General features: G+C 66.0%; 15 protein-coding genes and 1 riboswitch. Of the genes, 7 read left to right on the top strand and 8 right to left on the bottom strand.

What is annotated here, in order from left to right:
- Nucleotides 1-157 precede the first annotated feature (157 nt).
- Nucleotides 158-3574, top strand: a complete 3417-nt coding sequence (locus tag E3T31_RS18220; protein WP_241977683.1) for a glycoside hydrolase family 38 C-terminal domain-containing protein — start codon at nucleotides 158-160, stop codon at nucleotides 3572-3574.
- Nucleotides 3575-3641: 67 nt separating this feature from the next.
- Here E3T31_RS18220 and E3T31_RS05800 read toward each other — a convergent pair whose 3' ends face one another.
- A complete protein-coding gene (locus E3T31_RS05800; RefSeq protein ID WP_134467907.1) occupies nucleotides 3642-5597 on the bottom strand; it encodes an ABC transporter ATP-binding protein in 1956 nt (651 codons plus the stop codon).
- Nucleotides 5598-5665: 68 nt separating this feature from the next.
- Between E3T31_RS05800 and E3T31_RS05805 the strand changes: the two genes are divergently transcribed.
- From E3T31_RS05805 to E3T31_RS05815, 3 genes are read left to right on the top strand one after another with little or no spacing between them, the layout of a single operon-like run.
- Entirely contained in the window at nucleotides 5666-6622 is a 957-nt protein-coding gene (locus tag E3T31_RS05805; protein WP_134467908.1) for an ABC transporter ATP-binding protein, read from the top strand.
- Nucleotides 6619-7503, top strand: coding sequence for an ABC transporter permease (locus tag E3T31_RS05810; protein ID WP_134467909.1), 885 nt, complete (start codon nucleotides 6619-6621; stop codon nucleotides 7501-7503). Before E3T31_RS05805 ends, E3T31_RS05810 begins: the two co-directional genes overlap by 4 nt.
- Complete coding sequence (locus E3T31_RS05815; RefSeq protein ID WP_134467910.1) at nucleotides 7500-8342, top strand: ABC transporter permease; 843 nt, start codon at nucleotides 7500-7502, stop codon at nucleotides 8340-8342. The genes E3T31_RS05810 and E3T31_RS05815 overlap by 4 nt, the downstream gene beginning before the upstream one ends.
- 54 nt (nucleotides 8343-8396) lie before the next feature.
- Here the strand turns inward: E3T31_RS05815 and E3T31_RS05820 are convergent, their stop codons facing one another.
- The 7 genes from E3T31_RS05820 to E3T31_RS05850 form a co-directional block, all read right to left on the bottom strand.
- Nucleotides 8397-9749 carry an MFS transporter gene (locus E3T31_RS05820; protein ID WP_134467911.1) on the bottom strand — a complete coding sequence of 451 codons (1353 nt, stop codon included), beginning with the start codon at nucleotides 9747-9749 and terminating at the stop codon, nucleotides 8397-8399.
- 204 nt (nucleotides 9750-9953) lie between these two features.
- Nucleotides 9954-10310: a hypothetical protein gene (locus tag E3T31_RS05825; RefSeq protein WP_134467912.1), complete on the bottom strand. Its 357-nt coding sequence runs from the start codon at nucleotides 10308-10310 to the stop codon at nucleotides 9954-9956.
- A 34-nt stretch (nucleotides 10311-10344) separates the two neighbouring features.
- A complete protein-coding gene (gene ribH / locus E3T31_RS05830; protein WP_092448932.1) occupies nucleotides 10345-10812 on the bottom strand; it encodes a 6,7-dimethyl-8-ribityllumazine synthase in 468 nt (155 codons plus the stop codon).
- Nucleotides 10812-12071 carry a GTP cyclohydrolase II gene (gene ribA, locus E3T31_RS05835; protein WP_134467913.1) on the bottom strand — a complete coding sequence of 420 codons (1260 nt, stop codon included), beginning with the start codon at nucleotides 12069-12071 and terminating at the stop codon, nucleotides 10812-10814. Before ribA ends, ribH begins: the two co-directional genes overlap by 1 nt.
- Nucleotides 12068-12718 (bottom strand): riboflavin synthase, encoded by a 651-nt coding sequence (locus E3T31_RS05840; protein ID WP_092448930.1) that lies wholly within the window; start codon nucleotides 12716-12718, stop codon nucleotides 12068-12070. The genes ribA and E3T31_RS05840 overlap by 4 nt, the downstream gene beginning before the upstream one ends.
- 7 nt (nucleotides 12719-12725) lie before the next feature.
- Entirely contained in the window at nucleotides 12726-13757 is a 1032-nt protein-coding gene (gene ribD / locus E3T31_RS05845; protein WP_241977685.1) for a bifunctional diaminohydroxyphosphoribosylaminopyrimidine deaminase/5-amino-6-(5-phosphoribosylamino)uracil reductase RibD, read from the bottom strand.
- An 86-nt stretch (nucleotides 13758-13843) separates the two neighbouring features.
- A riboswitch (FMN riboswitch) is annotated at nucleotides 13844-13981 on the bottom strand.
- Nucleotides 13982-14056: 75 nt separating this feature from the next.
- Complete coding sequence (locus E3T31_RS05850) at nucleotides 14057-15031, bottom strand: sugar-binding transcriptional regulator (RefSeq protein ID WP_370304320.1); 975 nt, start codon at nucleotides 15029-15031, stop codon at nucleotides 14057-14059.
- 111 nt (nucleotides 15032-15142) lie between these two features.
- Here E3T31_RS05850 and E3T31_RS05855 point away from each other — a divergent pair, with 111 nt between their 5' ends.
- From E3T31_RS05855 to glpK, 3 genes are all read left to right on the top strand, one after another.
- Entirely contained in the window at nucleotides 15143-16885 is a 1743-nt protein-coding gene (locus E3T31_RS05855) for a glycerol-3-phosphate dehydrogenase/oxidase (protein WP_134467914.1), read from the top strand.
- Between the two features lie 188 nt (nucleotides 16886-17073).
- Nucleotides 17074-17808 carry an MIP/aquaporin family protein gene (locus tag E3T31_RS05860; RefSeq protein WP_134468075.1) on the top strand — a complete coding sequence of 245 codons (735 nt, stop codon included), beginning with the start codon at nucleotides 17074-17076 and terminating at the stop codon, nucleotides 17806-17808.
- A gap of 71 nt (nucleotides 17809-17879) precedes the next feature.
- On the top strand, nucleotides 17880-19394 hold the full coding sequence (glpK, locus tag E3T31_RS05865) for a glycerol kinase GlpK (protein WP_134467915.1): 1515 nt from the start codon (nucleotides 17880-17882) through the stop codon (nucleotides 19392-19394).
- Nucleotides 19395-19801: the final 407 nt, after the last annotated feature.

The raw sequence follows: 19801 nt of genomic DNA on the forward strand, positions 1-19801 counted from the left end.
TGCATTACTTTCCGGGCCCGGGCCCGGAAAGCGGGCCCATGATCTATCGTGGGCCGGGTGTCACAAGGTGGGCCCAGGGCCGCATAGACCGGCATCGCGCAGGAACCCGCCGGGAACCGGCCGAACTGCCCGCGCGCGGCGGTCGTAGGATGCCAGCATGCATGACGACAGTGCACTGGTCGAAGCGCGGCTGAACCGTTTTGTTCGCGAACGGTTGCAGCCGGCGATCTACCGGGCCACCGCCCCGCTCACGGTGACTGCGTGGACGGTGCCGGGGGAGCCGGTCTCGTTTGCCGAGGCGATCTCGCATCCGTTTGAACCATTCGTCGTCGGCGAGTCGTGGGGAAGGCCGTGGGGCACTGTCTGGTTTCATCTCACCGGACTGGTACCGCCCAAATGGGCCGGCCTGGCCGATACCCGCATCGAGGTCGTCGTTGACCTCGGGTTCACCGTCGCTGTGCCGGGCTTCCAGGCCGAGGGCACCGCCTACAGCTCGGTTGGCCGGGTGCTCAAGGGCGTGGAATCGTTAAATCGCACCGTGACGGTGGTCGGCGACACCATTGACCTCTATATCGAGGCCGCCGCCAACCCTAATATCGCCGCCGACTTCAGCTTCACTCCCACCCTGCTCGGCGATCTTGGCACCGCCGGCAGCACGCCGCTGTATGCACTGCGCCAAGCGGATGTCGCCCAGCGCGATACGCAGGTCTGGCAGCTCGCCCAGGACGTGTTCACACTCGACGGACTGCGCCGCGAGCTTTCGGCCACATCGCCGCGGCGGGCGAACATTCTGCGCGCCCTGGAACGCTGCCTCGATCTGCTCGACCCCGACGATGTGGGCGGCACCGCGGAAGCCGGACGCGCCGCCCTGGCCGAGGTGCTCGCGAGCCCGGCCAACGCCAGCGCGCACCGGGTGCACGCGGTTGGCCACGCGCACATCGACAGCGCCTGGCTCTGGCCGGTACGTGAGACCGTGCGCAAGGTCGCACGCACCTGGTCCAACGTGCTCGACCTGATCGACCGTCACCCCGATTTTGTGTTTGCGGCCTCGTCGGCGCAGCAGTATGCCTGGCTCCAGCAGTTCTACCCGGAGCTGTTCGAGCGCGTGCGTAAAGCCGTCGCGGCCGGCAACTTCGTTCCGGTCGGAGGGATGTGGGTTGAATCCGACACGAACATGCCCGGCGGCGAGGCCCTGGCCCGGCAATTCGTGGCCGGCAAGGGGTTCTTTCTGCGCGAGTTCGGGGTAGAACCGCTCGAAGTCTGGCTGCCCGACTCCTTCGGCTACTCCGCGGCACTTCCTCAAATCGTGCGTGCCGCCGGCAGTCGCTGGTTTCTCACCCAGAAGCTGTCCTGGAACGACACGAATCTGTTTCCGCACCACAGCTTTCTCTGGGAAGGGCTCGACGGCAGCCGCGTCTTCACGCACTTTCCACCGGTTGCCGACTACAACGCGCAGCTCTCCGGTCTGGAACTGGCCAGGGCCGAGCGGTTGTTCGCGGAGAAGGGCGTGGCCAATACCTCGCTCGTACCGTTCGGTTGGGGCGACGGTGGCGGCGGTCCGACCGAGGAGATGATCGCCGCCGCCCACCGTGCCGCGTCGCTTGAGGGATCGCCGACGGTCGAACTGTCCAGCCCGCGGCGGTTCTTTGAAGCGGCAGAGGCCGAGTATGCCGCGCCGCCGGTGTGGTCGGGCGAGTTGTATCTGGAGTTTCACCGCGGCACGCTCACCTCCCAGGCTCGCACCAAGCAGGGGAATCGGCGTTGCGAGCACCTGCTGCGGGAGGCGGAACTGTGGGCGACGACGGCCGCCGTGCGCGTGGGGGCGCAGTATCCACGCGCGGCACTCGAGAACGCGTGGCAGACGGTGTTGCTGCAACAATTTCACGACATCCTTCCGGGGTCATCGATCGCCTGGGTGCACCACCAGGCCGAGCGCGAGTATGCGCGGGTCGCGAGGGTTCTGGAGGGGGTGATCGAGGCATCCGTTCGTGCGCTCGTTGGGCCGGGCGACGACGCGGTCGTGCTGAACGCGGGGCCGTATGCCCGGGCGGGCGTGCCGGCGCTCGGCGGCAGCGCGAGCGCCGATGCTCGGGGCGCCGATACTCGGGGCGCCGATACTCAGGGCGCCGATACTCTCGGCGCCGGTGCTGCGGGTGACGAGGCGACGCGCGCGGAGGGTACGGGCCGGGATGCTGGGGAGACTGCTCCCGTGCGCGCTTCCGCGACTGCGGTGGGGGACGCTGCCGCCGCGCACGCCGGGGCCATAATCTCACGCACTCCGGCCGGCTGGGTCCTGACGAACGAGCACGTCTCCGTCACGATCGACGACGACGGACTGTTCACCTCGGTGTACGACCGGCACGTTGACCGGCAGGTCGTGCCGGCCGGAGCGCGAGCCAACCTGCTCACCCTGCACCGGGACACCCCCACCCAGTGGGATGCCTGGGACATCGACACCCCGCACGCGCGCCTGTTCGAGGCACTCACCGATGCCGACTCGGTTGAGCAGCTCGACCAGCTCCCGGTCGGTCAGGTCGGCGTGCGCGTCACACGACGATTTGGCGAGTCTTCGGTCGTCGAAGATGTGACTCTCGCGTCGGATTCAAGCGCGATCGACCTGCACGTCAAAATCGACTGGCATGAGCGGCAGAAGCTGCTGCGACTGAACTTTCCGCTCGACGTCAAGGCCGACCGGGCCTCCTCCGAGATCCAGTTCGGGCACATATTCCGCCCGACGCATGCGAACACCTCCTGGGATGCTGCCCGTTTCGAAACCGTCGCCCACCGCTGGGTCCACGTCGGCGAACCGGGTTTCGGCGTCGCGGTTGCCAACGACTCCATCTATGGCCACGCGATCATCCGCACCGCGGTTGCCAACGACTCCATCTATGGCCACGCGATCATCCGCACCGCGTTTGCTCCAGGCGAAACGGATGCTCCGCGGCGTGACCCCGGCACCGGGCAGGACGCGAACGCAGCTGGGTATTCCAGCCCCGGCGAAGATGCCAGCGTCAGCCAGGGTTCCAGCCGTGACGGAGAAGTCCGCGTCGGCAGCAGCGCCAGCCCCGACCGGGTGACGGATACGGCCCCGCCCGTAGCGGCGGCCCGCATCGGCACGGCCGTTGCACTGACTCTGCTCCGGGCCGCCGTCTATCCCGACCCGACCGCCGATCAGGGCGAGCACGAATTCCGCGTCGCCCTCCGCGTCGGCGCGAGTATTCCCGACGCGGTATATGAGGGCTACCGGCTGAACCTACCGCTGCGCACCGTCGCGGGCATCGGCTCTACGCCGGTCGAGCCGCTCTTCACGGTCGACAACCCGGCCGTGGTCATCGAGGCGGTCAAGCTCGCCGAAGACGGCAGTGGCGACGTGATCGTGCGGCTCTACGAGGCGCACGGGACCCGGCCCCGGGCACGGGTCATCCGCTCATTCGCCGCAGCCGAAGCACACGAGACGGACCTGCTCGAGCGCCGCGTCCCCCCGGCCGCCGTGATTGCGACGGATGACGCCGTCCTGACCCTGGAATTGCGCCCCTTCCAGCTCGTGACGCTGCGCTACCCTTCCATCCATTGAACGCGAGAGCGCAAAAAGTGCCCGATTGAGAGTTCCAATCGGGCACTTTTTGCGCTCTCGCGGGGTGTTAGACCAGCAGCTGGTGCTTGGCCAGGTCGCGGTACAGCGGGGTGGAGACGACGAGTTCGGAGTGGGTGCCGACGCCCACGACCTCGCCGTGGTCGAGCACCACGATTTGGTCGCTGTCGACCACGGTCGAGAGGCGGTGCGCGATCACGATGAGCGTGCGGTCAGCCGCGACGGCGTCGATGGCTTCGCGCATCATCTGCTCGTTCTTGCCGTCGAGGCTGGAAGTAGATTCATCGAGCAGAAGAATCGGCGGCGCCGCGAGCAGTGCCCGGGCGATCGCGAGCCGCTGGCGTTCTCCGCCGGAGAGTTTCACGCCCGATTCGCCGACCGCCGCGCCGAGCCCGGCTGGGTCGCGGTCGAGCACTTCACCCAGATTGACCGCCTGCAGCACCTTGATGCAGTCCTCGTCGGTGGCATCGGGGGTGGCGAGCGTGAGATTGTCGCGCAGCGAACCGGCCAGGACCGGGGCGTCCTGCTCGACGTAGCCGATCTGCGCGCGCAGCGCGGTGCGATCCAGCGAACGAATATCCAGCCCACCGAGCCGCACGGTGCCGTCCGAGACATCGTAGAACCGCTCGATCAGGGCGAGGATGGTGCTCTTGCCAGCCCCGCTGGGCCCGACGAGCGCGGTGCGCAGCCCGCGCGGAGCGCTGAACGAGACTCCCTTGAGCACCGGGCGCGAGTCCAGGGAAGACTCCCCGACGGAATCAGCGTCGAGATCAGCGTCCGTTTCGGCCGAGCCGGCAGTATCCGTTGTCGGCGCAGCGTCTGAACCAGCGGCGACCTCAGCCGGAGCCACCGCGTAGCCGAAGTGCACGTTCTCGAAGCTGATCGCGGCGGCTTCAGGGTTGACTTTGTCGTTGGCGGCGCCGACGGTTATGGCGAGCGGCGCGATGTCGCGGTCGAATTGATCCTCGGCGGGCAGGTCGATGATCTCCTGGATACGGCCGAGCGCTCCGAGAGCCGAGTTGACCGAGGTGATCGCGCCGAAGAACTGGCCGAGCGGCATGATCATCATGAACAGGAACAGAATGAACGCGACCAGGTTGGCCACGGTGATGGCGTCGCTCGCAACGCGGAAACCGCCGACGCCCAGCACGACCAGGAAAGACACCTGCATGGCGATGCCGGCGATCGGCACGACGAGGGCACTGATCTTGGCGACCTTGATACCCATGCGCCAGGCGCCGCGGGCATCTTCTTCGATCACGGACGTCTCACGCTCGGTCGCGTTCGCGGCGCGCACGGTGCGAATGGCACTGATGGCACGCTCGACGCTCGCGGCGAGGTCACCGACCTTCGCCTGCGCGGCCTGGCTCGCGGTGCGGATGCGCCGGGACAACAGGGTGACGGTGACCACCGACACCGCGATCACGAGCACGGTCAGCCCGAGCAGAACCGGGTCGATAATGAGCATGGCCACGAGCGCGCCGATGAAGGTGAGCGAGCCGCCGATCGCTTCGACCAGCCCCTGCGTGAGCACCGCGCGCAGCAGGGTGGTATCGCTGCCGACGCGGGAGACGAGGTCGCCGGTGCGGCGCGCATCGAACTCGCTGATCGGCAGGCGCAGCAGGCGTCCGACCAGCTTGCGGCGGCTGGAGAGCACGACTCCCTCACCGGTGCGCTGCAGCAGGTAGTGCTGGTACCCGCTGATCAGGCCCGAAATTACCACGAGCGCAATGAGTACTCCAACGAGCGAACCGAGCGGGTCGCCGGCCTGCACGATCGTGATGACCTGACTCACCAGCAGCGGCTGGGCCAGGCTCGCGGCCGCACCGAGCACGCTCAGGACGATGACGACGCCGAGCACCTTCTTGTGCTCGAACAGGTAGGGCAGCAGTTGGCTGAACTTTGCGCGCGGACCGGTCGGGGCTGGCCGGCCGCGTCGGCCGTGCGGCGGCTTGACGGCCTTCTGGGCAGCGGATGAATCGGGCGTGCGGGTTGCGGTGGTCACTGATTCATCTTAACCGTTCGGCGTCCGAGCCTCCCCGCAATCCCGCCATCGGTCTACAGTGGGGCACTGTGCCGGAGCCTGTCATTGCCACCCGAAATCTCGTCAAGAGCTATTCCGTCAACGGCTCGAAAAACTTCGTCGCCGTCGACGGGATCAGTTTCGAGGTGGCCCCGGGGGAGTCCTTCGGGTTGCTCGGCCCCAACGGCGCCGGAAAATCCACGACGATGCGCATGATCGGCGCGGTGTCCACCCGCACGAGTGGCGACCTCACGGTGCTCGGCCTCGACCCGAACCGGTACGGTCCCGAGATTCGTTCCCAACTCGGCGTGGTGCCGCAGGAGAACAACCTCGACCTCGAGCTGAAGGTGCGGGAAAATCTGCTGGTCTACGGCCGCTACTTCGGGCTGCCGCGCGCCCGAGTCGCCCGCCGGGCCGACGAACTGCTCGAGTTCGCCCAGCTCCAGGACAAGGCCACAGCCAAGGTCGACGACCTCTCCGGTGGCATGAAACGGCGCCTCACCATCGCCCGGGCGCTCATCAACGACCCGCGCATCCTGCTGCTCGACGAGCCGACCACCGGACTCGACCCGCAGGCACGTCACATTCTCTGGGACCGACTGTTTCGACTCAAGGAGCAGGGCACGACGCTGCTCGTCACCACCCACTACATGGACGAAGCCGAGCAGCTCTGCGACCGCCTCATCGTCGTCGACAAGGGCCGCATCATGGCCGAGGGTTCTCCGGCCGACCTGATCCGCCGGTATTCCTCCCGCGAGGTCCTCGAGGTGCGCTTCGGCTCAGCCCAGAACGCCGAGGTCGCCGACCGCCTTCAAGGCTTCGGCGGCAGCGGTTTCGGCGAACGGGTCGACGTGCTGCCCGACCGCATTCTGGTCTACAGCGATAGCGGCGAGCGAGAATTAGAGCGGATGACCGCGGCCGGCCTGCACCCGATCACGAGCCTCGTACGCCGTTCCAGCCTCGAGGACGTGTTCCTCCGTCTCACCGGCCGAAACCTGATCGAATGAGCGCGAGCGATTTCGACAACGCTCGGGACGCCGGCGCGGCGAGCGACAGCATCCGTTCGCAGGCAGTCGCGGCGGCTGTCGTCTCGGCCGCCCGCACCCGCCGCTACGGCTCCTGGTATGTGGCCGAGCACCGGTTTCGGGTCATGCGGTCGTACGCGCAGACGGTGCTGTTCACCGCGATCGGCAGCCCGCTCGTCTACCTCTACGCGATGGGCGTTGGCCTGGCCAGCCTGGTAGACGGCAATCTCGGTGACAACGCCGTCAACGGGGTCAGCTACCTCGAATTTCTCGCACCGGCGCTGCTCGCGAGCAGCGCGATTGCAGTCGCCTCCGAGGAGTTCAGCTACCCGATCATGCTCGGCTTCAAATGGAACCCGACCTTCTTCGGTATGAACGCGAGTTCGATTCAACCCGGTCAGATCATCAACGGCATCGTCATCTCGGTAGCGGCACGCATGCTGCTCACCTGCGCCATCTTCTATGTCTTCATGCTCATTTTTGGTGCGGTTCCTGGCCCGCTCGGTGCCGTGGCGGTGCTCGTGGCGCTACTCACCGGCCTCTCGTTCGGCGCGCTCCTGATGGCGTACACGGCCACCCTCAAGGACGACACCGGCCAGCTCGCCATGGTGCAGCGCTTCGTGATTCTGCCGATGACGCTGTTCTCCGGCACGTTCTTTCCGCTCGGCGTGCTGCCGACCTACCTGCAGTGGCTCGGCTGGATCTCACCGCTCTGGCACGGCACCGAACTGTCCCGCGTCTTCGTCTATGGCCTACCGGAACCGATCTGGCTGAGCGTCCTGCACGCGCTCTATCTGGCCGCCCTGCTCGCTGTCGGCTGGATTTGGGCGCGTCGCCTCACGGCCGCGAGGTTGAACAAATGAGGTTTTCGTCGACGCTCGTCACTGCTGCTCGCCCGCCACGGCTGTTCGGAAGCCGTGGTGTCGGTAAGTATTACGCCGGTAATGCGCGCAGCGTGATGGCGCGCGGCTGGCGCGCGACGCGCAGCACCAACTCGCTCGTTGTGCTCAGCGGAATGGTCGAGCCGATCTTCTACCTGCTGTCGATGGGCCTCGGCCTGGGGGCGCTGATCGGCCAGGTACAGACCGACGACGGCCAGAGCGTGCCGTACGCCGCTTTCATCGCCCCGGCGCTGCTCGCCGTCGCCGCGATGAACGGTGCCATCTACGATTCGACCTGGAACGTCTTCTTCAAGATGCAATTCGCCAAACTCTACGAGGGGATGCTGGCCACCTCGCTTGGCCCGCTCGACGTGGCCCTCGGCGAGATCTCGCTCGCCCTGGCGCGGGGGCTGCTCTACGCGACCGGATTCCTGCTCGTGATGCAGGTGCTCGGCCTGAACCTGTCCTGGTGGGCGCTGCTCGCGCTGCCGGCGGTGCTGCTGATCGCGTTTGGATTCGCATCCGTCGGCATGGCGGTGACCAGTTATATGAAGACGTTCCAGCAGATGGACTGGATCACCTTCGTGCTGCTACCGATGTTTTTGTTCTCGGCCACGTTCTACCCGCTGAGCGTGTATCCGCCGGGCGTTCAGTATGTGATTCAGGCGCTGCCGCTCTGGCATGGTGTCGAGCTCGTGCGCGGACTGACCACCGGCCAGGTGGATGCTGGCCTGCTTTGGCACGTGCTCTACTACGCCGTCATGATCCTGATCGGCGTGGTCATGACCACCCGTCGCCTGAAAGCCCTGTTCCTGACATAGACAACGCTCCCCCTCGCCAGTGGCAAGGGGGAGCGGATGCTGGTGCGGCTGGACCTACCGGTGCAGGTCGAGGTCCTTCGTCTCGCGGCTCAGGATCAGCGCGATCAGGGTGATGGCGCCCATGATCGAGAGGTAGATGCCGACCCAGAACGGGCTGCCCCCGCCGATTGTCCACAGCCAGACGGCGATGAACGGGGCGACGGCCGCGCCGAGAATGGAGCTCATATTATAGGCGAACGCGGAGCCGGTGTAGCGCACGCTGGTCGGGAACAGCTCGGGCAGCAGCGCGCCCATCGGCCCGAAGGTCATGCCCATGAGTGAGAATCCGACGATGAGGAACAGCATGACGCTGAGGTCGCCGGCACCGAGCAGGGGCACGAAGAGAAACCCGAACACGATGATGAACATGGTCACGATGATGAGCGTCTTGCGGCGCCCGTGCTTGTCGGCCCACGGGCCGGAGGCGAGGGTGAAAATTCCGAAGAACACCACGCCGAGAATCATCATGAGGATGAAGGTGTTGTAGCTGAATCCGAGCCCCGGCAGCGCGGCATCCGTTGCGGCACGGCCGTAACTGAGAGTGAACGTGGTCATCAGGTAGAACAGCACGTAGGTGGCGAGCATGATGAACGTGCCGAGGATGAGTTCGCGCCAGTTCGACTTGAATACCGCGGCGAGCGGCAGCTTCTCGACACGCTTGGCCTGGACGACCTTCGTGAAGACTTCGCTTTCGACCAGGCGCAGACGCACCCAGAGTCCGACGATGACCATGACGGCCGAGAACAGGAAGGGGATGCGCCAGGCCCATTCGAGGAATGCCTCGGACGGGCGGGTCGGGTCGGTCGACGGCAGTGCGAGCGCGAGACCGAGAAACAGGCTGTTGGCGATGATGAAGCCGAGCGGGGCGCCGACCTGGGGGAAGGTGCCGTACCAGGCACGCTTGCCGACCGGGGCGTTTTCGGTTGCCACGAGCGCAGCGCCGCTCCATTCCCCGCCGAGGGCGAAGCCCTGGGCCAGGCGCAGAATGACGAGCATGAACGGTGCCCACCAGCCGATCATGTCGTAGGTCGGCAGTAGGCCGATCAAAAACGTCGCGATGCCCATGGTGAGCAGTGCACCGACCAGGGTGGCCTTGCGTCCCTTGCGGTCACCGAAGTGGCCGAAGAACAGGGCTCCGATCGGGCGGGCGACCATGGCGGCGCCGAACACGGCGAAGGAGGCGAGCAACGCGGTGGTCTCGTTGCCGGTGGGAAAGAATAGGTGCGGAAACACGAGGACGGCGGCGGTGGCGTAAACGTAGAAGTCGTAGAACTCAATGGTCGTGCCAATGAGGCTCGCCATGATGACGCGGCTCTTCGGATTGAGCGGTGTGGTCGGCGCCGGAATTGACGCTGTGGTTGTTGACATGGGGATGGAACGCTCCGGTGTGATGGCTGAGCGCCAACGAAACCCGCAAGTCGATCGGACTTCCCGCGGTAGCGTTTACGCACGAATGATGGTGTGGCCGCGTGTAGAGGTCACCAATTACCCTACCCCCGGGGGTCTGGTTCAACGCGCGAAAGCGGCTACTACGCGTGAAGCACTGGTGTGCCGACTTTCGCGGGGAAAAAGCTATTTCCAGAGTACCGCGATGACCACGTTGACCAGGGTGAGGGCTCCAATGGCCCAGAGCACGAGCGATGAGACGCTCGGCTTCTTGCGGTTCACGATGACCAGCACGGTGATCACGATGAGCACGAGCAGCTTGACGCCGATTTTGGTGTTGTCGATGTGGCCGAGGGTGCCCACCTGGATGACGCCGACGAGGAGCAGGCCGGTGACCAGCTGGGTCAGCGCACCGTGGAACATGGCGGCGGCGATCGTGCCCTTGCCGGCAATGATCGGCTTGATCTGCACCAGAAAGCCGCCGAGTAGCGAGGCGAGGCCGACGAAGTGCAGAATGAGCAGAATATTGCGCAGAAGGTCCATGCGTTCAGCCTAGGTGACGCCGATGCACTACAAGCTAGCTGCGCAGCTCGCGCAGCAGAATTGCGGTGGCCAGAGCAGCGGATGCCGCCTCCTCGCCCTTGTCTTCCTTCGATCCGGGCAGTCCGGCCCGGTCGAGGCCCTGCTGTTCGTCGTCGAGGGTCAGCACGCCGAAGCCCACGGGCTTGCCGGTGTCGAGCGCAACGCGAGTGAGACCATCCGTTGCCGCATTGGAGACGAACTCGAAGTGTGGAGTGCCGCCCCGGATGATCACGCCGAGGGCGACGGCCGCGTCGGCCCCGTTTTCGAGCGCGACCTTGCAGGCAACGGGCAGTTCGAAGCTGCCCGGCACACGCACGAGCGACCAGGAGGCTCCGCTCGCTTCGAGCACGCGGGTTGCGCCGGCGATGAGGCCGTCGGTGATCACGTCGTGCCAGAGACCCGCGACGATGACGACGCGCAAGCCGGTGCCGTCAACGCTGAGGGTGGGTCCTGTGCCAGCCATTAGGCGATTCCGTTCATGATTTCGGTGTCGGTGATGTGGTGCCCCATGCGGTCGCGCTTGGTGGCGAGGTATTCCTCGTTGTATTCGCCGATCCCCACCACGAGTGGCACGCGCTCGGTCACAGCGACGCCGTGCAGTTCGAGTTGACGTACCTTCTCGGGGTTGTTGGTGAGCAGCCGCACCGAACTCAACCCCAGTTCGTGCAGGATGCTGGTGGCCGCGCCGTACTCGCGGCTATCGACGGGCAGACCCAGCGCCACGTTGGCGTCGAGGGTGTCGAGGCCGTCTTCCTGCAGCTCGTAGGCGCGCAGCTTGTTGATAAGGCCGATGCCGCGCCCCTCCTGGCCGCGCAGGTAGACGACCACGCCGCCTTCCTCCTGGATGATGTCGAGTGAGGCGTCGAGCTGTGGTCCGCACTCGCACTTGAGTGAGCCGAACGCTTCGCCGGTGAGGCACTCGGAGTGAACCCGCACGATGGCGCCATTGGCCGGGTTGCCGGCGACGAAGGCGACGTGGTCGGCGCCGGTGGAACGGTCTCGGTAGGCGCGCACCCGAAAGAGACCGTGCCGGGTGGGGACGGTGGTCTCCACCTCGAAGTCGACCCGCGGCGCCTCGATCAGTGGCGCGATCGTCGGCAGCGCGGCGTTGGGGTGGAACTCGTCGAGGTAGCTGATCAGGTCTTTAATCGTGATGACGTGCAGCCCCTCGCGCTCGCCGAGTTCGAGCAGGCCGGGCAGTCGCATCATCTCGCCGTCTTCGGCGACGATCTCAGCGATCGCCGCGACCGGAACCAGACCGGCTAGTTTCATCAGGTCGACGCCGGCTTCGGTGTGGCCGCTGCGCTCGCGCACACCGCCGTCGCGGGCGCGCAGCGGCAGGATGTGGCCGGGGCGGTGCAGGCTGGCCGGTGCCGACGCCGGATCGGCCAGAACTCGCAAGGTGTGGGCCCGGTCGGCGGCGCTGATCCCGGTCGACAGCCGATCGGCCGCGTCGACGCTCACGGTGTAGTTGGTGCCGAGCGGGTCTTCGTTGTTCAAGACCATCACCGGCAGGTCGAGCTGGTCAGCGATCTCATTCGTCATCGGGGCGCAGATGAAGCCGGAAGAGTAGCGCACGGTCCAGGCGATCCACTCCTGCGTGGCGAGCTGGGCCGAGATGATGACGTCTCCCTCGTTTTCGCGGCCCTCGTCGTCGGCGACGATGACCGGTCGACCGAGGCGTAGGGCGTCGAGTGCGGAGGGAATATCGGCGAGGCTCATGATGCGCTCCTTGGGGTGGTGACGTGCTGGGAATTGTGGGTCGCCGTGAGGGCGAGCATCCGTTCAACGTGGCGGGCCAGAATGTCCGTCTCAATGTTGACTCGGTCGCCGACGGCGCGCTCGCCGAGGGTGGTCACCGTGAGGGTCTCGGGAATGAGCGACACCTCAAACCACTGATCCGTCTCGGTGGCGGGGCTGATGTTGCTCACCGTGAGGGAGACGCCGTCGATGGCGATCGAACCCTTGCCGACGACGAGCGGCGCGAGTTCGGCGCTGAGGCTGAACCGCAGCACTCGCCAGGCATCACCGGGCGTGAGGCTAAGCACCGTGCTGGTGCCGTCAATGTGGCCCTGCACGATGTGGCCGCCGAGGCGTCCACCGACGAGGGCGGCGCGTTCGAGGTTGACCGGGGAGCCGACGAGGGCCGCGGACAGTGTCGACATCGACAGGGTCTGCGCCATCACGTCGGCGGTGAAGGTTTCGGCGGTGCGCTCGACCACGGTGAGGCAGACGCCCTGCACGGCGATGGAGTCGCCTCGCAGCGCGCCGTCGATCACGAGCGGGCCGCGGATGGTGAGGCGGGCGGCATCCGCTGTCTGCTCGATGCGCACGATTTGGCCGAGCTCCTCGATGATTCCGGTGAACATGGGTTCCTTAGTTGGTCTGCGGTCGGGCGACGATGAGAACATCGTCACCGAGGCGGTCGAGGGAAAGAATGGCGAGGCGGCGCTGCTCACCGATCGCGGCCACACCGATGTCGGTGAGGGCGAGCCGGGGGCCGCCGATGAGCGTCGGAGCCAGGTAAATGAGGTATTCGTCGACCAGCCCGGCGGCGACGAAGGCGCTCGCCACGGTCGGTCCACCCTCGATGAAGACGCTGCGCAGACCTCGGCCGTGCAGGTCAGCGAGAACGCCGGGAAGGTCGCGTCCGTCGAAAAACAGCGGTGACTGCGGGTGGTTGAACAGGGCAGTGGATGCCGGCAGCTCACGTCGGCCCAGCACCACGGGCACCGGTTGCTGCTTGAGCAGCGCGCCATCGGCGTCGCGCGCGGTCAGGGCCGGATCGTCGGCGAGCACGGTCCCGGTGCCGACCAGGATCGCGGCGGCGGTACCACGCCGTTGGTGCACGTCGACGCGGGCTGCGCCGCCGGTGATCCAAAGGCTGGAGCCGTCGGCCGCTGCCGCACGACCGTCGAGGCTCGACGCCCACTTGAGCGTGACGAACGGGCGCCCGAGGCGGGCGGCAACGAGCCAGTCGCCCAGGAATTCTTCGCCCTCCGCCACGAGCAGGCCGCCCTGCACGTCGACTCCGGCAGCGCGCAGCCGGTCGGCTCCGCCGCAGGAACGTTCGCCGGAGTCGGTCACCGAGTAAACGACGCGAGCGACGCCGGCCTCGATCAGGGCCTCGGCGCAGGGTCCCGTGCGGCCGACATGGTTGCAGGGTTCCAGGGTGACCACGACGGTGCTGCCGCGCGCAGCGCCGGGGGCGAGCTGGGACAGCGCGTCGACCTCGGCGTGCTTGCTGCCGGCTCCGCGGTGCCAGCCTTCGGCGAGGGTGTCGCCCTCAGCGTTCACAATGACGCAGCCGACCCGGGGGTTGACGCCGTTGGACGGGCCCTGGGCGGCAAGTTCGAGCGCGCGACGCATGGCGCTGTGCAGGGTGTGCACTGCCGCGTTGTTGGTCATCCCGCCCTCATCCTGTTGGACGAGCTCCGGGGGTATGGGTGTGCAGACCTGCACAAACCCGCCGGTCGACCGTAGGGGCCAACCGACTCGTGCGCCTCCCGTCCGGACTTTGACCGTCGGTGCTGGAGTTTCACCAGCTCAACCGTTTCGCCTCTCTCTCGAGGGGCTAACGGGTCGCGGACTTTAACCGCCGGTTCGGAATTACACCGACCCCGGAGCACGTGTACTACTTCTAGTTATAGTGCAACAGTCTGCGCGCGGTACTATTCCCGGCGACATCCGCTGTTCCGGTCAGGGGCTCAGGAGGCCTCGACCAGGGCCCTGGCCGTGCTCTCGTCGACGAACAGGTCGGTGATCAGCCGGGCGGCGAGGGCCCCGCGCAGGCTCGCGAGCTTGGAGCGGCCGGCCACGACGCAGATGCGGCGCGGGGTGCGGCGCAACACGGTGAAGTCCGGGCCGGTTGAACGCTCGTTCAGAGCAATGCCGTCGGTCGAACCGTCGGCGCGGTAAAACACGGTGGCCACGTCGCCGACCACCTGGGCGGCGCTGAGTGCATCGAATTCGGCTTTCTCCAGGTAGCCACCGGCGTAGACACGGCTGATCACACCGGAAAACGGAGAGCCGAGGCCGAACAGGGCGATATCCATGGTGGCTTGCATGTCGATCAGGCGGCTTATGCTGCGCTCCCGCCACAGCGCCTTCTTGGTGGCCGGGTCGTCGAAGAACGCCGGCACCGGAAACTGTTGAATGTGTGCGCCGAACGCCGTGCCGAAGCGTCCGAGAATTTCACTCGCGTAGCCGAGGCCGGTCGTGCGCATGTTTCCGGCACCGTTGAGCTGCACGATCTGCGAGTTGTGGGTTTGTTTGGGCGTCACGTGTCGGCTGATCGCGTTCATGGTGGAGCCCCAGGCGATGCCCATGGTCATGTTCGAGTCGAAGTATTGACCGAGAATCCGTGCAACAGACAGGGCTACGCGCTCTAGGCGATCGACGTCGCTCGCGCTGTCTGGCACCGGAACGACGTGCGCTTCGATCCGAAATCGAGCCTCGAGCTGCTGCTCGAGGTGACTCGGGGCATCCAATGGCGACTTGATTTGGATGTCGACCAGGCCGGTCTCCCGAGCATGGCTGAGCAGGCGAGAGACGGAGGAGCGGGAGGTGTGCAGCTCCCGAGCGATGGCATCCATGGTGAGGTCCTGCATGTAATACAGGTGCGCCGCGGTGAGGGCGTCGCGGCTGCGATCGGACTGCACGGGATCAATGTCGAGGGTCACAACGGCTCCTTGCACGTATGTTCAATCCGGTTGAGAAATTGTGTCGGACTGTCAGACTGAATCTATCCACATGGTTTGCCGCAATGCAAGCCCGAGACAGAGGTGACAACAATGTCGTTCTTAAACTCACAGACTTCGTCAGCACTCAACGATCGTCCCAACGCCCAGGTGCTCATTATCGGCGCCGGCATCAATGGCATCGCAACCTTCCGCGATCTGGCCCTGCAGGGCGTCGACGTGGTCATCGTCGAGAAGAACGACTTCGTCTCCGGTGCCTCGTCGGCGAGCTCGCACATGATCCACGGCGGGGTGCGCTACCTCGAAAACGGCGAGTTTCGCCTGGTCAAGGAGTCGGTGACCGAGCGCAACGGCCTGCTCAAGATCGCGCCGCACTACGTCAAGCCGCTGCAGACCACCATCCCCATCTTCTCCACCTTCTCCGGAGTGATGGCCGCGCCGCTGCGTTTCCTCACCCACAAGCAGGGTTCCAAGCATGTGGAGCGTGGCGCCCTGCTGATCAAACTCGGCATGATGATCTACGACGCCTTCTCTCGCGACGGCGGTTCGGTGCCGCGTCACGAGTTCAAGGGTCGCGGTCAGGCGCTGGCCGCTCTGCCGCTGCTGAACCCCGGCCTCAAGTACACGGCAACGTACTACGACGCCGCGATGCACGACCCTGAGCGCCTTGCCCTCGACGTGCTGCGCGACGGCCTCGACGCTGGCCCGCATGCTCGCGCCGCCAACTACGTCGAAGCCGCGGGCATGAGTGAGAACGGCGTGCTGCTGCGCAACAGCATCACCGGCGAAGAGTCCACCTTCACAGCGGATGTCGTCGTCAACACGAGCGGGCCCTGGACCGACCTGACCAACACCGCTCTCGGGCAGCCGAGCACGTTCATGGGCGGCACCAAGGGCTCCCATATCGTCCTCGACAACCCGGAGCTGCTCGCGGCGACCGGTGGCCGCGAGATCTTCTTCGAACACGAAGACGGCCGCATCGTGCTGATCTACCCGCTCAAGGGCCGCGTTCTGGTCGGCACGACCGACCTCGAACACGACATGACCAAGCCGATTCGCTGCACCGAAGACGAGATCGACTACTTCTTCGACCTGGTCGCGCACGTTTTCCCAACCGTGAAGGTCGACCGTTCGCACATCGTGTTCCGCTTCGCCGGCGTACGCCCGCTCCCGCGCCACGACGAAGAAGCCCCCGGATTCGTCTCCCGCGACTACCGCATCGAGTCGCGTCCGCTGCCCCGCGCCGGTGCCGAAGACGGCACCCTGCTCAGCCTGGTCGGCGGCAAATGGACCACCTTCCGCGCCCTGGCCGAGCACCTGAGCACCGACATCCTGAAGCTGCTCGGCCTGCCGCGCACCGTCTCCACCGAGGGCCTGGCCATCGGCGGCGGCCGCAACTTCCCGGCAACGGATGCCGCCCACCAGGTCTGGGTCACCGCCCACGGTGACGAGGTGGGCGCAGACCGCGCCGCAGCCCTGCTCGCCCGGTACGGCACCCGCGCGAGCGAGGTCATCGACTTTCTCACCGACCCGACCGCTCCAGCGGATGCCCCGCTCGTACACAACTCCGCCTACAGCCGGCGCGAGATCGAGTTCCTGGCCTCCACCGAGAGTGTCGTGCGGCTGATCGACGTGCTGCTGCGTCGCACCAGCATGGCCTTCGTCGGATCCGTCACCACGCCGCTGATCGAGGAGCTCAGCGGTGTCGTCGCCCCGGTTTTGGGGTGGGATGCTGGGCGGCTGGCCGAAGAGGTCGAGCTGGCCCGCAGCATCCTGAGCGACGTGCACGGGGTCACGCTGGCCCCGGTCAGCCAGACTCCCGTTCGCGTCGCCTGACGCGTTCGGCCTGGCCAGCGATTGCCGACAATCTGCACGAACGTGCAGCTCAAAGCGACCATCGCCGGGCCGGGCGCCGATACGTTTTTACACAGGTAACAAACAGCACGACCGTCGCACTCGACAATTAGGTCAGTCGGCAGCACCCCATCTGAAAGGTCAATGTGGACAATCTCGGTGTCGTCTTTATGTCAGAGGTCGTGGGAACGGCCATCCTCGTACTCCTCGGCTGTGGCGTGGTCGCCAACGTCGCGCTCGCCAAGAACAAGGGCTTCGGCGGCGGCTTTCTCATGGTCACCATCGGCTGGGGCCTTGCGGTCTACGCCGGTGTCATCGCCGCGTACAACTCGGGCGCCCACCTGAACCCGGCCGTCACGCTCGGCCTCGTCGCGAGCGGCGCCGACACGTTCGGCTCCGGCGTTCCGGTCAACTTCGTGTCGATCGTCACCTACATCGGCGCCCAGATGATCGGCGGGATCCTCGGTGCTGTCGTGGTCTGGCTTGCCTACAAGCAGCACTTCGATCAGGAGCCGGAAAGCGCCAACAAGCTCGGTGTCTTCTCGACCGGGCCGGCCATCCGCTCCTACGGTTGGAACCTGGTCACCGAAATCATCGGCACCTTCGTGCTGGTCTTCGTCGTCATCGGCTTCGGCCGCAACGGCGACGGCGGCGGGCTCGCGGCCCTCGGTGCACTGCCGGTGGCCCTGCTCGTGATCGCGATCGGCGCCTCGCTCGGTGGGCCCACCGGCTACGCCATCAACCCGGCGCGTGACCTCGGCCCCCGCATCGCGCACTTCCTGCTGCCGATCAAGGGCAAGGGCTCAAGCGACTGGTCGTATTCCTGGGTACCCGTCGTCGGCCCGATCATCGGCGGCGTGCTCGCCGGCGCCTCCTCTGGTGTACTGCTGCCCATCCTGGGCTAAGCCTGCCGACGCATTCTGCAGCATCCGCTTTAAACTGATTCATCCCATCTGGAACAACAAAGGAGTTACAAATGGCCAAGTACGTTCTCGCCATCGACCAGGGAACCACGAGCTCCCGCGCGATCATCTTCGACAAGGCCGGGTCGATCATTTCGACCGGTCAGCTTGAGCACGAACAGATTCTGCCGCAGGCCGGCTGGGTCGAGCACGACCCGAAAGAAATCTGGGACAACACCCGTGAGGCCATCGGCCAGGCGCTGTCCAAGGCGAACATCACCCGGCACGACATCGAGGCCGTCGGCATTACCAATCAGCGCGAAACCGCTGTCGTCTGGGACAAGAACACCGGCGTGCCCGTCTACAACGCCATCGTCTGGCAGGACACCCGCACCCAGGCAATCGTCGACCGCCTCGCGGCCGACGGCGGTGTCGAGCGTTTCAAGCAGAAGGTCGGCTTGCCGCTGGCCACCTATTTTTCCGGCACTAAGATCGTATGGATTCTCGAGAACGTCGAGGGCGCCCGCGCGAAAGCGGATGCCGGCGATCTCCTGTTCGGCACCACCGACTCCTGGGTGCTGTGGAACCTGACCGGCGGCATCGAGGGTGGCGTGCACGCGACCGACGTCACCAACGCCAGCCGCACGATGTTCATGGACCTCGAAACCCTGCAGTGGGACGACGAGATCCTGGCAATCTTCGACGTGCCCAAGTCGATGCTGCCCGAGATCAAGAGCTCGTCCGAGGTCTACGGCATCGCGAGCGGGCACAGCCTGCTGCGCGAGGTGCCGATTGCGGGCATCCTGGGTGACCAGCAGGCTGCGACCTTCGGCCAGGCCGCGTTCGACCAGGGCGAGGCCAAGAACACCTACGGCACCGGAAACTTTCTGATCTTCAACACCGGCACCGAGATCATCCACTCCAAAAACGGCCTGCTCACGACCGTGGGCTACAAGCTCGGCGATGCCCCCGTGCATTACGCGCTCGAGGGATCGATCGCCGTGACCGGTTCGCTCGTGCAGTGGATGCGCGACCAGCTTGGCATCATCAAGAACGCCTCCGAGATCGAAGACCTCGCCAAGACGGTCAAGGACAACGGCGGGGCCTACTTCGTGCCGGCCTTCTCGGGTCTGTTCGCGCCGTACTGGCGGTCGGATGCCCGTGGCGCCCTGGTCGGTCTCACGCGCTACGTGAACAAGGGCCACATCGCCCGCGCCGCGCTCGAGGCCATCGCGTACCAGACGCGGGAGGTGCTCGATGCGGTCAACGCCGACTCCGGGGTTCCGCTGACCGAACTCAAGGTCGACGGTGGTGCCACGGCCAACGACCTGCTCATGCAGTTCCAGGCCGACATTATCGGCGTGCCGGTCGTGCGCCCGGTCGTTGCCGAGACTACGGCCCTGGGCGCTGCCTATGCGGCCGGCCTGGCCGTCGGCTTCTGGAGTGGCCTCAACGACCTCCGCGCCAACTGGCAGGAAGACTCCCGCTGGGAGCCGTCCATGGACAAGGACGAGGCCGACCGCCTCCTGCGCAACTGGAAGAAGGCCGTAACGAAGACCCTCGACTGGGTAGACGAAGACGTGCGCTAGCTAGCCTCTGTCTAGTTGAAAGCCCGGCCCCGCCAACGCGGAGCCGGGCTTTCGGCAAGCCCGCGCCCGCCGAGGCGCTGCCGGGCTTGCTGCAGCCCGGCCCGCTCTCTCCCCTCCCCACCTGCCTTGGCCGCATAACTCCTGCAATTTGCGGCCTCGGACTTTCGGAGGCCCGTGTTTTCAAGGTTCTGAAACTCACCCCGCGCAATTTGCAGGAGTTATGGTGCCGTCCGACCGTCCGACCGTCCGACCGGCGACCGGCGACCGGCGACCGGTGTCGGACCCGGATGCGGCACCGGTCAAGCCGTAATAACGGTACCCAATACGAGTTTCCTAACTCGCACACCTCACAATCCGTCATAACTCCTGCAATCTGTTGCCTCGTTTTGGCAGGCCCGCGTGATTCC

The organism is Cryobacterium sp. TMS1-13-1 (assembly GCF_004403125.1).
Taxonomy (GTDB): domain Bacteria; phylum Actinomycetota; class Actinomycetes; order Actinomycetales; family Microbacteriaceae; genus Cryobacterium; species Cryobacterium levicorallinum.

What these genes read in the sequence shown, in the direction of transcription:
- E3T31_RS05825 (WP_134467912.1), bottom strand. Translation starts at nt 10,310, where the DNA reads ATGGACCTTCTGCGCAATATTCTGCTCATTCTGCACTTCGTCGGCCTC.
- ribA (WP_134467913.1), bottom strand. Translation starts at nt 12,071, where the DNA reads ATGAGCCTCGCCGATATTCCCTCCGCACTCGACGCCCTACGCCTCGGT.
- E3T31_RS05840 (WP_092448930.1), bottom strand. Translation starts at nt 12,718, where the DNA reads ATGTTCACCGGAATCATCGAGGAGCTCGGCCAAATCGTGCGCATCGAG.
- E3T31_RS18220 (WP_241977683.1), top strand. Translation starts at nt 158, where the DNA reads ATGCATGACGACAGTGCACTGGTCGAAGCGCGGCTGAACCGTTTTGTT.
- E3T31_RS05860 (WP_134468075.1), top strand. Translation starts at nt 17,074, where the DNA reads ATGTCAGAGGTCGTGGGAACGGCCATCCTCGTACTCCTCGGCTGTGGC.
- ribH (WP_092448932.1), bottom strand. Translation starts at nt 10,812, where the DNA reads ATGGCTGGCACAGGACCCACCCTCAGCGTTGACGGCACCGGCTTGCGC.
- ribD (WP_241977685.1), bottom strand. Translation starts at nt 13,757, where the DNA reads ATGACCAACAACGCGGCAGTGCACACCCTGCACAGCGCCATGCGTCGC.
- glpK (WP_134467915.1), top strand. Translation starts at nt 17,880, where the DNA reads ATGGCCAAGTACGTTCTCGCCATCGACCAGGGAACCACGAGCTCCCGC.
- E3T31_RS05810 (WP_134467909.1), top strand. Translation starts at nt 6,619, where the DNA reads ATGAGCGCGAGCGATTTCGACAACGCTCGGGACGCCGGCGCGGCGAGC.
- E3T31_RS05855 (WP_134467914.1), top strand. Translation starts at nt 15,143, where the DNA reads ATGTCGTTCTTAAACTCACAGACTTCGTCAGCACTCAACGATCGTCCC.
- E3T31_RS05815 (WP_134467910.1), top strand. Translation starts at nt 7,500, where the DNA reads ATGAGGTTTTCGTCGACGCTCGTCACTGCTGCTCGCCCGCCACGGCTG.
- E3T31_RS05820 (WP_134467911.1), bottom strand. Translation starts at nt 9,749, where the DNA reads ATGTCAACAACCACAGCGTCAATTCCGGCGCCGACCACACCGCTCAAT.